Source organism: Dinoroseobacter sp. S124A (assembly GCF_049801015.1).
Classification (GTDB): Bacteria; Pseudomonadota; Alphaproteobacteria; order Rhodobacterales; family Rhodobacteraceae; genus Dinoroseobacter.
Window position 1 is genome coordinate 17,231 of sequence record NZ_JBNAGD010000010.1, and the last position, 13,762, is coordinate 30,992.

Below are 13,762 nucleotides of genomic sequence, written 5' to 3' on the forward strand. Positions count from 1 at the left end.
TCTCTTGCTCAGGGCAGGGCTGCGATCAGGGGGGAGCCCACCGCGCCCGAGGGCAGTTTCGTGCCCAGATAGGTCGCGATGGTGACGGCCAGATCCGTTGTGCTGACCGGATCGGCGACGCGGGCCGCGGGAATGCCGGGACCCGACAGGATGATCGGCACATGGGTGTCATAGGTCCAGGGCGAGCCATGGGCAGAGGCCACATGCAGCCCATCGAAATCGGCAATGAACCAGTGGGGCTCGAAGACGATATAGATGTCGCCGGACCGGTCAGGGTGGAAATTGGCGCGCACCGCATCGGTAATCTTGCCGGGCGCGACCCGGCCCGCGCGCAGCTCCGTGCTCGGGATGGCATGGGCGATCCCCGGCAGGGCGTCCAGTTCCGCCGCCACGGCGCGCGACACCTCGGCAAGGTCCAGCCCGCGCGCGGCGATCACCTCTTGATCCAGGTAGAGATAGGGGTTCGAGAAGTTCCGGATCAGGGCCGTGCTGTCCCCGAAATCCTCGGTCAGGCGGACAAAGCCGGGTTCCGTATCCACCCGCTCGAAATCGAAGGTCCCGGCCTGAATGCCAAGCGTCGCGAGGTAATCCGGATGCTCCGGCGCGCCGTGATCCGCCGACAGCACGACGAGGGTCTGGTCGAGCCCGATCTCGGCATCGAGAAAGCTCAGGAAGTCGGCGAGCACCCGGTCGAGACGATGCAGGTTGTCTTCGGCCTCCAGCGAGGAGGGGCCAAAGAGATGCCCCACGTAATCTGTCGAGGAAAAGCTCACGGCGAGGTAGTCGGGCACCGCGTCCTGCCCGAGGCCCTCGGCGGTGATCAGCGTCTTGGCGAAATCCGCCGTGATCGCGTCGCCAGCCGGGCTCAGGGTCAGACGGGTGGTGAAGTACTTGTCGTCCCGTGCGCCCCAGTCATGGGGGAAGGTGATGCCGAAGCCGGGGAAATCGGTCTCCCATGGCTGGGCGTCGCGCGCGCCGAACATGTAGCTGTCGGGATCCGCGCGCAAGGTCCAGCTTTGCCCGGCATAGCTGTCGATTAGGCCTTCTGCCTGCCACGCGTCCATCCAGTCGGGATAGCTGTCGCGATAGAAGGTGCTCGTGACGAACCGCCCCTCGGATTTCGAGAACCAATAGGCCTGACCTGCGTGACCCGCCATGGAGATCGCGCCGCGATCCTTGACCGAGACCCCGAAAATCCTGGAGGCGGGGCCGAAATGCAGGGCAATCTCATCGGCAATGGTGGAGCTCAGCAGGGCACGGGGGGACCGGCCATCCGTGGTCGCCGCCCGTTGGGTGGGGTCGATCTCGGCATCGGCATCCACGCCCGCGGCGCCCACCAGCGGGTAATCCGGGTCCTGCACATTGTAGAATTGCGCGCCCGAAACCCGGTCAAACCAGAGATTTGCGACCATGCCATGGATCGCGGGCGTGGTTCCCGTGGCCAGTGTGGCATGGCCCACGATCGTTTCGGTGTTGGCATGGGGGTGATGGGCGTTGGTATAGACCGTCCCGCTATCGATCAGTCGGCGAAAGCCATCGGTCCCCAGCCCGCCCCCGAACCGGTCGATCAGATCCGCGCGCAGCTGATCGACCGTGATCTGAACCACCAGCTTGGGGCGCTCCTGCGCGCTGGCCGCGACGGGCATGACCGCGCAGAGCGCGATCCCCAGCACGGGGCTCAGACGGCTGTATCCGGTGCGGTGGCGGTCCTTGATCCACATGCGGGCCTCCACACGCTCAGTTCGGGAAGATGGTTTTCCAGTCTTCGGCCATGTCGATGATGACCCAGCCGCGGTCCGGTCCCTCGTCGAGACCCCGGTTCAGAACGCCGATATGGCCTTCGCGGTCATAGGCAAACTCGCGCGCGCCATCCGTGTGATGCAGCAGCAGGCCAAAGCTCGGGCCGTCCCCGCCGGTGGTGTATTCGAGCATGGCGAAGTCGCCATCGGAGTTCCCGGAGGCAAAGATCGGGCGTTTGCCGATACGGCTGTCGATCCCGACGGGCTTGCCTTCCTTGTCATCGATGAAGTCGATGCCGGCCAGCTTCATGACCTTGCCATCCCGGTACTCGGTTGGGCCCGCGCTGCCGACCACCTGTTCGGGGGGAATGCCATAGGCCTCTTCTGCAAAGGCACGCACGAAATGCACGCCGCCGCCCGAGACGATCCAGGTCTGGAACCCCTCGTCGCGCAGGTAGCTCAGCAGCTCAAGCATGGGCTGATAGATCATCGCGTCATACCGCATGTCGGTGCTCGGATGCCGCGCCGTGTCGAGCCAGGCCAGCACATCTGCCTGAAAGTCCTCGACCGAGATGTCGGCATGGCTGACCGCGAGCACTTCGAGCAGGGCCTCGACCCCGCCTGCAGAAAGGGTGTCGATGTCCCCCTCTGCAGCGGCCTTGAGGGCATCGGTGCTGAGGATCGACGGGTCGGCTTCGGCGCGCTCGCGCAGGCGGTCCAGCGCATAGATCAGCTGAAAATAGACCGGCTGTTCAGCCCAGAGGTTGCCGTCATTGTCGAAGGTCGCGATCCGGTCGGCCGGGGTGACGTAATCGGGCGATGCAGGGTCCGTCACACTGTCCACGAAGGCGATGATCGCGCTCTTTGTCTCGGTGTCATTCCAGGAAGGCAGCGGGTCGGCAAAGGCCGTCCCGGCCAGGGCAAGACATCCGGCGAAAACAGTCCGAAAAAACATGGCAGCAGATCCTGTCTTAGGGGGGCTGAGAAAATGGGGGGAAGGATCGCCCCCCTGCCACGGGTGAGGGCAGAGGGGCGATCGGTTGGCTATGCGGGGGGCGCTTACTGGGCGCCGCCCGGATCCGAGAGCTTCTCCATGACCTTTTCGAGGCTGAAGGACGCCGCCTTCTGCCGCGGCGGGTATTCCGCAAAGGTCGACAGGAACTGACCCACATAGGCCTGTGCAGGCACGAGCAGGTAAACGCGGTCGATCAGCCAGTCGTAATAGGTGTTCGACGTCCGGTAGGCCCGCTCATAGGGGTCACGGCGCAGGTTGGTGATCAGCGGCACACGCAGCTCGGTGAGCGGCTCGGCCCAGGCCCGCAAGGTGCCCCAGACTTCCTGCTCGAGGAAGGTGATCTTCCAGTCGCCATAGCGCAGCGCCGCGAGGTCGCCGTCATCGGTGAAGTAGAAGATCTCGTTGCGCGGGCTCTCGTCGGTTTCCCCCGTCAGCATCGGCAGGATGTTGTAGCCATCCAGATGCACGCGGTAGTCACGACCGCCGCCGACCTCGGCCACGGTGATGCCGTCGAGCAGGTCTTCCTTGACCGTTTCATTCCCGGCCATGGCGAGGAAGGTCGGCAACCAGTCCATATGGTGGACGATCTCGTTGCTGATCGAACCCGGCTCGATATTGCCCGGCCAGCGCACCATGGCAGGCACGCGCCAGCCACCTTCCCACTGGGTGTTCTTCTCGCCCCAGAACGGGGTCATGGCCGCATCGGGCCAGGTGTTCATGTGGGGGCCGTTATCGGTGGAATAGAAAACGAAGGTGTTGTCTTCGATCCCAAGCTCCTCGAGCTTGTCGAGGAACATGCCGATATGCATGTCGTGCTCGATCATGCCCGCCGTGTACTCGTCCACGGTCTTGCCGATCTGGTCGTTCGCCATCTGCTGGCGCTCATCGCTCACATGGGTCCGGAAGTGCATCCGGGTCCCGGACCACCACAGGAACCACGGGGTGCCCGCAGCCTCTTGCCGGTCGATGAAGTCGAGCGCGGCGGCGACGGTTTCGTCGTCGATGGTTTCCATGCGCTTCTTGGTCAGTGGACCGGTGTCTTCGATGGTGCCGTCAGCCGAGGACTTGATCACACCGCGCGGGCCAAAGGTTTCGCGGAAGGTCCGCCCGTCGGGCATGACCAGATCCCCGGGATAATCCGCGTTCTCGGGCTCTTCCTCGGCGTTCAGGTGGTAGAGGTTGCCGAGAAACTCATCGAACCCGTGGTTGGTCGGCAGCATCTCGTCCCGGTCGCCCAGGTGGTTCTTGCCGAACTGGCCGGTGGCATAGCCTTGCGCCTTGAGAAGGCCCGCGATGGTCGGATCCTCGATTCTCATGCCTTCTTCGGCACCGGGCAGACCGACCTTGGACAGGCCCGTGCGGAACACCGACTGACCCATGATGAAGGACGACCGGCCCGCGGTGCAGGACTGCTCGCCGTAATAGTCGGTGAAGATCATGCCTTCATCGGCGATCCGGTCGATATTCGGCGTCTGGTAGCCCATCAGACCCATCGTGTAGGCCGAGATATTGGACTGACCGACATCATCTCCCCAGATGACGAGGATATTGGGCTTGTCCGCATCCTGGGCATTGGCGATGCCCGCGGTCAGCGCCAAAAGGGCCACCCCGAGGGTCAGCTCCTTCCGGGTCCTGTTCCGTGTCATGGTGCATGTCTCCTTGTTATATCGATTTGTTGTTTTTGGTGTGAGTGGGGCCCGCATGGAGCCATAACCGACCGATGCCGGTCAAGCCTGAGGCGGAAAAGCGTTGCATCGCGCCCGAGCCTGCGGGGCCGGACACATCTCGTGCGCAGGGCCGCACACGCCCTATCTTTATGAAAAATATAGAGGATTGGACGCATATTCTCGTGCTGTGTTGGCATTGTGGCCCGGGGCGCTCCGTACTACGCTCTGACCGAGTCTATGCATCTGCCTCCGATCACGCTTTCTATCATTTGACAGGTTGTTTCAGGTTTTTTGTCGTATAGGGGCGTAAAATGACGATGGAACCAGAGATCCTCCGCCGCCATGGCTGGCTGTCCGGGCGTACGCCCGAGATGCAGGCGCGCATCCTCGAGGGGGGGCGGCTGCGCAGCTTCGCGCCCGGTGAAACCGTGTACCGGGTCGGGGACACGTCCGAGGGGCTCTACGGTCTTGCCCGGGGCAATGTGACGATCGCAATCCCCAATACCATCGGCAGCGAGCACACGATCTATCAGGCCACGCCCGGCTTCTGGATCGGCGATCTGGCGCTCTTTTCCAAGCAACGCCGTCTTGTCACCGTGCTCGCAGTGTCTGAGGTTGAGGTCTACTTCATCCCGCAGCCCAAGCTGGCTGCCCTTGTGCGCGATGAGCCGGGGATGTTGCGCGAGTTCTATGCGCTGAGCCATGTGAACATGGAGCTGCAGCTCAACATTCTGGCGAACCTGTCCATCCCGAACTCGGAAAAACGCATTGCCGCCTTCCTGCTGTATTCCAATTCGGTGCAGGCCGAGCCTGGCGCGTGGCTCGAGACGCCGCAGGATCGTCTGGCCACGATGACGGCCCTGTCCCTGCCCACCGTGCAGCGGCTGGTCAAGCGGCTGGCCAGTCTCGGGTTGATCGAGATCGGCTATGGCCGGATCCGGGTGCAGGATGCCGAGGCTCTGGCACGGCACGCGGCGGAATGAGCGGGACCGCTCGCATCACGCGCCGCCCGCTGCGCTGGGTCTTCGCACTGGGTCTGAGCGCGGTCTGCGCGGCCCTGCCCGCAGCGGCTCAGGATCCGCGGACGCCGGCCTATATCGGGTCCGAGAGCTGTACCGAGTGTCACACGGAGGAGGCCGAGGCCTGGACCGGGTCGCACCACGCGCTGGCCTGGACCCCGCCCGATGCGACCCATGTGCTGGGCGATTTCGACAATGCGGAGTTTCTGCACAAGGGCGTGCGGACGCGGTTCACCACCGAAGACGGCCGCTACTACATCACCTCCGATGGGCCGGACGGGCAAATGACAAGGTACCCGGTCCACTCGGTTGCCGGCGTTGCGCCGCTCCAGCAATACCTGATCGAGACGGAGCCGGGCAAAATCCAGTCCTTCGACGTGGTGTGGGACGTGGATCAGGCGCGCTGGTATCACCTCTATCCGGATCAGGACCTGCCCTATTCGGATGGGCTGCACTGGACCGGGCCTTACAAGAACTGGGCCGCGCGCTGCGCCGAATGCCACGCCACGGGCTATGACAAGGGCTATGACCCCCGCAGCCGCAGCTATGCCAGCCGTCAGGCCGAGATCGGGGTCGGATGCGAGGCCTGTCACGGTCCGGGCGAGGCGCATCGGGACTGGGCCCTGCCGGGGGGCAGCTACGATCCGGGGCTCTGGCGCTCGGTGGGGGCGACCGGCCTGACCATGGATTTCACCGCCGGGGCCGAGGCCGAGATCCAGCAATGCGCCAGCTGCCACTCCCGACGCGAACCTTTCGAGGCGGGCAATCCGCTGCCCGGGACGGCCTTTCACGATGCCTATCGGCTGACCCTGTTGCGGGATGGCACCTACCATCCGGACGGGCAGATCCTCGACGAGGTCTATGTCTATGGCTCGTTCCTGCAATCCAAGATGTATGCCAAGGGCGTGGCCTGCACCGATTGCCACAATCCGCATACGGCGCAGGTGATCTCGGACACGAACACGGTCTGCACCCAGTGCCACTCGACCGCCGGAAATCCCGATTTTCCGAGCCTGCCGCTGGCCGACTATGATACCCCCGCGCACCACTTCCACGAGATCGGCAGCGAAGGTGCGCAGTGCAAAAGCTGCCATATGATCGAACGCGACTATATGGGCATCGACGGGCGGCGCGATCACTCCTTCCGGGTGCCGCGCCCGGATCTGACGGTGCGGACCGGCGCGCCCAATGCCTGCAATGACTGCCACACGGATCGCAGCGCCGAGGAGATGGCCGAAATCCTGCAGGCCCGTTTCCCCGATAGCCGCCATCGCGGCCCGCATTTCGCCGATGTCTTTGCCCGCGCCCGGATCGCACCCCAGAGCACGGCGGAGAATATCGTCGCCCTGACCGAATATCTGGAGCTGCCGGGAATCGTGCGCGCCACGGCGTTGGAGCTTCTGCATCCGATCGCGACGCCGGATCTGGCCAGCCGGATGATGCCGCTTCTGTCGGACCCGGATCCGCTGGTCCGGGCGGCGGCGATCCCGGTGCAACGGGCCGCGCCCAATACCGAGCGCGCCCCGCGCCTTGCTCCGTTGCTGGCGGATCCTGCGCGCAGCGTGCGCATGGCCGCCGCGCGGGAGTTTCTGAACATGAACCTCGCGCGTCTGCCCAACCGTGTGAACGCGGATCTGGGGCGGGCGATGTCCGATTGGCAGGCCTCGCTGATTGCGCGGGCGGATTACCCCGAGACCCAGATCGTGCTGGCCGGGATCGGCCTGACCTCGCGCAACATGCAGGCCGCGCTGATGGCCTTTACCGAAGCGGTGACCATGGATCCGCAACTGGAACAGGGTTGGACCATGATCGTCCGGATCCACGCCGCGCTGGGCAATGCGGATGCGGCCAAGGCCGCTGCGGAGGATGCAATCGCGGCCAATCCCGACAGCGTCCCGCTCAAGGTTCTGCGCGGCGAGCTGGGCCCGTAGCGCAGCATACGCGCCGCGCCCGGCCCTCGCATCCGAGCACCGGGCGGGGCTCCCGAGCCTCTTAGCTGCCCGGCGTATTCCGGACAAAGCTGCTGCCGCGCTCGGCGGTCGCGGTGAAGCTCATGCCGGTCACCTCCCACCCGCGCGCGCCCCGGCGCAGGTCGTGGGTGTAACTGCCCCAAACCTCCCACAGGGCCTCGCCCCCGTTTTCCGGCGCAAGCCCGCGCTCCATCCGGTTCCAGGCATAGCCATGGCTGTAGACGGTGGCAGTATCGGCGCTGGAAAAGCTGACCTGATGGTTGCCGCGCAGGTGGAAGCTTTCTTTCTCGGCGGTGAGGTTCCCAGCCCAGCCCGCGATCAACGCATCCGCCGGGATCGTTGCCGGGTCTCCGCCGGTCAGGCTGGTGAAATCCACGTGGATCGTCTCGGCAAAGTAGCTGCGCGCGGTCTCCCAGTCCTTGCGGTCCACGGCGATGTCGATGGCATTGGTGATGCGGATGATCTCGGCCTGATCCACGAGCTGTGCGAGGCTGGTGGCAGGCATCTGCGGGCTCTCGGCCTGTGCGGCCATGGGGGCGAGCGCGATGAGCAGGGCGGCGAGGGGGGAAAGGCGGGTCATGGAACGTCTCCTGTGATGAGGTTGGGGAAGCGGGGGGCCAGGCAACGGCCCCGCCGGGATCAGAGATCGGCGTCCGAGGTCTGGGCGAAATGGGCGGCCATGGTGTCGGCGGCGCGGCGCACATCCTCGGGATTGTCGTAGAAATCGAACTGCGTGACCTCTTCGAGCATCTGCAGCGTGGCCGGACCACCGAACCCGTCGAGAAAGCGGCGCAGACCTTGCGGGATCGCGGCGGCCTCGGAATGCACCACGGCCAGCGGCTGGGTCAGCCGGTCGGGATTGTCAGCCGGGTGATAGGTCAGCCAGCCCTCCCAGCCCGCATTGTTCCAGCGATTGTCATAGGCCGGGATCGCGCCGCGCTCGGGCTCGTGGTAATAACCGCCGATAGGCATGAGCACGCCCTCGGCCCCTTCGGGACCTGCGGCGGGGATCACCTCGCCGCCCGCGGCAACGGCTGCGCGGCCCAGGGCGATCAGGCCCGCGACCCCCTCGGACCCACCATAGACCGCCTCGACGATCTCGGCATCCTGCAACCAGGGCGCGACAAGACCGATCCGCTGAACCCCCGCATTCCCGGCTACGGCGTCGATCATGTAGCCCGCCGAGGCGCAGATCCCGAGACCGTTGATCCGGGTGGCATCGACCTCGGGCAGGGTCGCGACCACCTCGAAGGCCGCGCGGATATCCGATGTCTTGGCGTCCGGGCTCTCGACGAAGCGCTGGGCATCCGGCAGATCGCCCGACTTGCCCCAGCCGCGGAAATCGAAGGTGAAGGCGGCAAAGCCCCGGGCGACCATCGCTTCGGCATAGACGCGGGGCATCTGCTCCTCGACGCTGGTCCAGGCGCCGGTCACGACCACCGCAGGCAGGGCCGTGCCGTCATGGCCCTCGGGCAGGTAGAGTGTGCCCGACAGGATCGCGCCTTCGTTCTCGAAGCTCACGCTGCGGGTCTCGACCTGCGCCAGCGCGGCGGTGGAGGCCAGAAGGGCGGCGGCGGTGGTCAGGGTGAACTGGGTCATCTGTATCTCTCCTCTGTCTGGGCGGTGCGCCCGATGAGGACAGATCTACGGTGTCGGGCCGCTCGGTTCTTGGAGCGCCCTCCGGCGTTTTTGAACAATCCTGCTTTTTTGCATCGCGCGGGTGTCAGGCGGTCTGGGTCCGCCGGTATCGCCGGGGCGTCTCGCCCGTCACCTGCTTGAAGCTGCGCGAGAAATGCGCCTGATCGGCGAAGCCGCAGGCCAGGGCGATCTCGCCAAGCGACAGTGCGGGGTCCGTCATCATCTCCATGGCCTGCTCGATCCGGTAGGCCATGACATATTGCATCGGCGTGCTGCCCAGCGTCTCCTTGAAGAGACGGCTGAAATGAGAGGGGCTCATCCCTGCCTCGGTGGCCAGCGCCTCGACGCTGATGGTCTGGTCGAGCCGGGCGCGGATATAGGCCAGCACCCGACGGTAATGCGCCGAGGTGAAGCCGGTGCTGCGGCGGACGGGCTCGGGCCGCTCCTGTCCGTAGCGCTGCAGGAGCTTGACGAGAAACACCCGGCTCATGGCCTCGAACATCACGCCGGAGGTGACATCGCCCGTCTCCAGCGCGTCGCGCAGCATCACTCCCGCCGTGCAGAGATCGGGATCGGTAAACAGGGGCAGATCGCGAAATTGCTGCGGATCGAGCAGCAGCCCCATCTCGCGCTGGGCGAATTGCGCCACCCGCTCCGGGTCCAGCGTCACCACGATCACATCCGAGGTCGCGAACCAGCGCCAGCCCGACCGCATCCCCGCCGGGGTCACGATGATATCGTCCTTGCGGAAGATGAAATCATGCATCTCGCCGTCGCGGCGGTTTTGCACTCGGTGCGGTTCCGTCTGCAGGTTCAGCAAGACGTGATGCTCGGCAAAGACATCCTCTGGCATGCTGTCCGGCGCGGCCTGAAAGTAGCGCAGAGACATGAGTGCGGCGGCCGAGACATGCTCGGACGCATCGCTGTTGAGCAGCGGCAGCGACGGATAGATCTCGGCATAGCGGCGCGGCATCTGCGTCCTCCTTTCCCTGCCCGATCTAGGGCGGGGTGTCGCCGGTCCCAGTGTCGGCGCGATCAGGCGCAGCCCGGGGGCGGACCTGCAGCCCGCTCCACCGCGATCAGCCGGTCGAGATTGCGCGCGCTGATCTCGCCCTGCACCAATGTGCGCCCGACCACCAGCGCCGGTGTCCCCACCATCCCGAACAGTTGCGCCAGCGCGCGGCTATCGGTCAGGGCGGCATCGATCGCCGGGCTCTGCATATCCGTCAGCAGGCGTTCGGCATCGAGGTTGAGGTCCTGCGACAGCGCGCGCAGATAGGCCTCGGTCGGCTGAAAGGCCGCCCGGATCAGCCGGGCATGGGTCTCGGCATAGCGGCCCTGCTGCGCGGCGGCGAGGGCGGCCCGCGCCCCATCGGTCGAGGCCGGTCCAAGGATCGGCAGCTCATGCCATTTCACCCGGAGGGCACCGCCGGAGGCCGCCTCCAACGCGTTCAGGCGCGGGGTCAGGACCCGGCAGAACGGGCAGGCATAATCGCTGAACGAGGCGATGGGCACCACGCCGTCGGGCACCCGGTCCAGCCCGAACAAGGCCTCGCAGAGCCGCCCGTCCAACTGGTCCGGCGCGACCTCAAGGACCTGCGCGGGTTCCAGCCCGACCAGCGGATCGAGGCCCTGGCTCACGCTGCTCAGGGGCAGGGCGCGGAACCCAGCGGGGGCGTCCAGCGCCTGCGCCTCCGGCAGCGGGGTCAGCAGGTCGCGCAGGGCCGGGCCGCCATAGCGCAAGGCGGAGTAGCCACCGGCCAGCACCACGGCCCCGCCGATGAATTGTCGTCTCGTGGTCATGGCGGCTCCTCGGCTCGGTTGCGCGCAGGGTGCCCCGGCGCGGGTTAACGTCAAGCCAAAGCTTCGTGATCGCGGTCAGCCCGTGCCAACATTGGGCGCGAGGCCAAGGGCGATCCCATAGGCGACAAAGCACAGCGCGAGCGCCCGGCGCACCCAGACATTCAGGATCGCACCCAATGCCAGCTTGCCTAGACCCACGCCCAGCAGCGTGTAGCCGCAATAGGACAGCGCGGTAAGGCTGAGCGCCGTGGGAACGATCACGCTCATCTGCGACAGGATCGGCACGTCGGGCTGGACGAATTGCGAGAAGGCCGCGAGATAGCCCGCAAGGCTCTTGGCGTTGAAGGTGGCAATGGCCAGCGCGCGCAGGTAGATCGACCGCCCGCCCGTGGCCGGGCGCACGGGCTGGGTCGCCGTCAGCCAGGCCCGGATCCCCAGCGCCACCAGCACCGCCGCCCCGCCCAGCTTGACCCAGGCAAAGACATCCGGCGCGGCGGTGATCAGCGCGGTGACCCCAAGCGCCGAGAGCGCGAGGAACAGGCTCGCCTGGGTCAGGATCCCCAGCACGCCCCAGAGCGCCTTGGGCATTCCATGATCGATCCCGTTGGCAATGCAATTGACCGCGTTCGGACCGGGCGTCGTCACGAACAGCGCCCAGAACAGGGCGAATACGGTCCAGGCTTCGAAACTCATGGGGCCTCCGGGAATTGCCGGCACCCTAGGCAGGGCGGCGGGGCAGGCCAAGGCCCCCGGGCGGTGTCCGTACAAAAAGCGCTGTTCCCGGCGGCGCGGCTCTCTTATGAGGCGGGCATGCCGCCCTTGCCGCCAGATAACTACGCCCCGCCACAGGAGCCGCTGCGCCTCATTCACGAGGACGCGCATCTCTTGCTGGTGGACAAGCCCTCGGGTCTCTTGTCGGTGCCGGGGAGGGGGCCTGAGTTGGCCGATTGCCTGCTCAGCCGGGTGCAGGCGGCCTTTCCCGATGCGTTGCTGGTGCATCGGCTGGACCGGGATACCTCGGGCCTGATGGTTTTCGCGCTCACCCCCCATGCTCAGCGGCATCTGGGCCTCCAGTTCGAGAAACGCCAGATGCGCAAGAGCTATGTGGCGCGGGTCTGGGGCGAGATGACCGAACGGACCGGGACCGTGGATTTGCCGCTGATTGTGGATTGGCCGAACCGCCCCCTGCAGAAGGTGGATCACGAGACCGGCAAGCCCGCGGTCACCGATTGGCGCGTGCTGCGGACCGGCGCAGGTGAAAGCCGGGTGCGGCTGAGCCCCAAGACAGGTCGCTCGCACCAGTTGCGCGTGCATATGCAGGCGCTGGGCCATCCGATCCTGGGCGATCCGTTCTATGCCACGGGGGCGGCGCTGGCCTTTCCGCGCCTGATGCTGCATTCGGAATCCCTGCGCCTGCGCCATCCGGATGGTGGTGTGGGGATGACCTTTCGCGCGCCGGTCCCGTTCTGAGGCCTGATCGGGTCAGCTTGAAACCGCTCAGGTTGCCGCTAAGTCATCGGCGATTCGCTGCTGATTCGCGACGAAAGTCTCGCCGCCTAATGGTGTTTGGGGTGTCTGCGCACACTACATCTAGCTTCGCTACATCCGGGGGTTGTGTGCGACTGCAGAAAACGCAGTCGCTTTTTGCGATTTTCAGGACCCATGTTACCGTTTTCGCACCAAGGCATTCATTGGGCCCTGGGGGGAAGCATTGAAGTGAGAAACGCTGCGACGCGTGGGGCGTAGGGGGATGGTACGAGCCTACTGTTTTAGTCGCGTGTCGCAGCAATTTCTCGCAGCCCACCCCTGCTGATGCCGGCCCCATATCCTCAACCACACCGACCAACCACCAGACGCCGCTGAGCGCGATCGGTCCGCCTTTTGGCCCGTCTTCCGAGCGGGGATCCCGGCGCGTCGGGTGTGCGACCGCCTGTAGCCGCGTTTCCCGGAGGTTCCCCTTTCCGCGCCCTGTTACAGAGGCTACAAGGTGCCTCATGCGCTGGACTATTCCGAATATGATGACCGTTGCACGGTTGCTCGCAGCTCCGGCTGTGGCGGTCGTGTTCGCCGTGCTGCCCCGGCCCCTGGCCGATTGGGTGGCGCTGGCGCTGTTCATCGGCGCCTCCCTGACGGATTTCCTGGATGGCTGGATCGCGCGCGCTTGGGGACAGACCTCGCGCTTCGGAGCGATGCTGGACCCGATTGCCGACAAGGCGATGGTGATCACCGCGCTAGCCGTGGTCATGGCGCTGAGCGCGCTCGACCCGCTGGTGATGATCCCGGCGGCAGTGATCCTGTTCCGCGAGGTGTTCGTCTCGGGCCTGCGCGAGTTTCTGGGCGCGGATGCGGGCAAGCTCTCGGTGACAAAACTGGCGAAGTGGAAAACCACCGCGCAAATGGTGTCGATCGCCGTTCTGATCGGGGCGATTGCGCTGGAATACATGCATCTGGCCGCCTTTGGCAGCCTGACCCGCGAGGCCTATCAGGCCGCGCTCGACACGGGTCCGCAGGACTGGAACATGGTCTGGCTCTCGGCGGTGATCGGCGTGCCGGCGGCGTTTCTGGGCATGGCGCTCCTGTGGGTGGCCGCTGCCCTGACCCTGGTGACTGGCGCGGATTACTTCAGGAAATCCCTGCCCTTTCTGTCGGAGAAGCCATGAAACTTGACGTTCTCTACTTCGCCTGGCTGCGCGAGCGCATTGGCCTGTCGCAGGAACGGATCGAGACCGAAGCCAGGACCGTGTCCGAGCTGGTGGCGGAACTGCGCAGCAGGGAAGAACGCTATGATCTGGCCTTCTCGGATCTCTCGGCGATCCGCGTGGCGGTGGATCAGGACCTGACCGAGTTCGATGCGGATCTCTCCGAGGCCCGCGAGGTTGCGTTCTTTCCGCCGATGACGGGCGGGTAAGCC

General features: G+C 65.6%; 13 protein-coding genes. 5 read left to right on the forward strand and 8 right to left on the reverse strand.

Going from position 1 to position 13,762, the window contains the following annotated elements:
• Nucleotides 1-8: 8 nt before the first annotated feature.
• The 3 genes from ACP15I_RS19775 to ACP15I_RS19785 all read right to left on the reverse strand — a co-directional run bounded on the left by ACP15I_RS19775 (nucleotide 9) and on the right by ACP15I_RS19785 (nucleotide 4,400).
• Nucleotides 9-1,721 carry an alkaline phosphatase family protein gene (locus tag ACP15I_RS19775; protein ID WP_424976374.1) on the reverse strand — a complete coding sequence of 571 codons (1,713 nt, stop codon included), beginning with the start codon at nucleotides 1,719-1,721 and terminating at the stop codon, nucleotides 9-11.
• A gap of 16 nt (nucleotides 1,722-1,737) precedes the next feature.
• On the reverse strand, nucleotides 1,738-2,694 hold the full coding sequence (locus ACP15I_RS19780) for an HAD family hydrolase (RefSeq protein ID WP_424976375.1): 957 nt from the start codon (nucleotides 2,692-2,694) through the stop codon (nucleotides 1,738-1,740).
• Between the two features lie 104 nt (nucleotides 2,695-2,798).
• Entirely contained in the window at nucleotides 2,799-4,400 is a 1,602-nt protein-coding gene (locus ACP15I_RS19785; RefSeq protein ID WP_424976376.1) for an arylsulfatase, read from the reverse strand.
• Between the two features lie 332 nt (nucleotides 4,401-4,732).
• Here ACP15I_RS19785 and ACP15I_RS19790 point away from each other — a divergent pair, with 332 nt between their 5' ends.
• The gene (locus tag ACP15I_RS19790) at nucleotides 4,733-5,404 is read left to right on the forward strand and encodes a Crp/Fnr family transcriptional regulator (protein WP_424976377.1); all 672 of its coding nucleotides are present in this window, start codon (nucleotides 4,733-4,735) and stop codon (nucleotides 5,402-5,404) included.
• Nucleotides 5,401-7,371: a multiheme c-type cytochrome gene (locus ACP15I_RS19795; RefSeq protein ID WP_424976378.1), complete on the forward strand. Its 1,971-nt coding sequence runs from the start codon at nucleotides 5,401-5,403 to the stop codon at nucleotides 7,369-7,371. The genes ACP15I_RS19790 and ACP15I_RS19795 overlap by 4 nt, the downstream gene beginning before the upstream one ends.
• A 61-nt stretch (nucleotides 7,372-7,432) precedes the next feature.
• Here the strand turns inward: ACP15I_RS19795 and ACP15I_RS19800 are convergent, their stop codons facing one another.
• The 5 genes from ACP15I_RS19800 to ACP15I_RS19820 form a co-directional block, all read right to left on the reverse strand.
• Entirely contained in the window at nucleotides 7,433-7,990 is a 558-nt protein-coding gene (locus ACP15I_RS19800) for a nuclear transport factor 2 family protein (RefSeq protein WP_424976379.1), read from the reverse strand.
• Nucleotides 7,991-8,049: 59 nt separating this feature from the next.
• Nucleotides 8,050-9,009 (reverse strand): alpha/beta hydrolase, encoded by a 960-nt coding sequence (locus tag ACP15I_RS19805; protein WP_424976380.1) that lies wholly within the window; start codon nucleotides 9,007-9,009, stop codon nucleotides 8,050-8,052.
• A 124-nt stretch (nucleotides 9,010-9,133) separates the two neighbouring features.
• Nucleotides 9,134-10,021 (reverse strand): helix-turn-helix domain-containing protein, encoded by an 888-nt coding sequence (locus ACP15I_RS19810; RefSeq protein ID WP_424976381.1) that lies wholly within the window; start codon nucleotides 10,019-10,021, stop codon nucleotides 9,134-9,136.
• A 62-nt stretch (nucleotides 10,022-10,083) separates the two neighbouring features.
• Complete coding sequence (locus ACP15I_RS19815) at nucleotides 10,084-10,851, reverse strand: DsbA family protein (RefSeq protein WP_424976382.1); 768 nt, start codon at nucleotides 10,849-10,851, stop codon at nucleotides 10,084-10,086.
• A 75-nt stretch (nucleotides 10,852-10,926) separates the two neighbouring features.
• Complete coding sequence (locus tag ACP15I_RS19820; RefSeq protein ID WP_424968235.1) at nucleotides 10,927-11,544, reverse strand: LysE family translocator; 618 nt, start codon at nucleotides 11,542-11,544, stop codon at nucleotides 10,927-10,929.
• Between the two features lie 117 nt (nucleotides 11,545-11,661).
• On the opposite strand from ACP15I_RS19820, the gene ACP15I_RS19825 reads away from it, so the two are divergent.
• From ACP15I_RS19825 to moaD, 3 genes are all read left to right on the forward strand, one after another.
• Complete coding sequence (locus tag ACP15I_RS19825; RefSeq protein ID WP_424976456.1) at nucleotides 11,662-12,321, forward strand: RluA family pseudouridine synthase; 660 nt, start codon at nucleotides 11,662-11,664, stop codon at nucleotides 12,319-12,321.
• 524 nt (nucleotides 12,322-12,845) lie between these two features.
• Nucleotides 12,846-13,511 carry a CDP-diacylglycerol--glycerol-3-phosphate 3-phosphatidyltransferase gene (gene pgsA / locus ACP15I_RS19830; RefSeq protein WP_424968234.1) on the forward strand — a complete coding sequence of 222 codons (666 nt, stop codon included), beginning with the start codon at nucleotides 12,846-12,848 and terminating at the stop codon, nucleotides 13,509-13,511.
• A complete protein-coding gene (moaD, locus tag ACP15I_RS19835) occupies nucleotides 13,508-13,759 on the forward strand; it encodes a molybdopterin converting factor subunit 1 (protein WP_424976383.1) in 252 nt (83 codons plus the stop codon). The genes pgsA and moaD overlap by 4 nt, the downstream gene beginning before the upstream one ends.
• The last annotated feature ends 3 nt before the right edge of the window (nucleotides 13,760-13,762 follow it).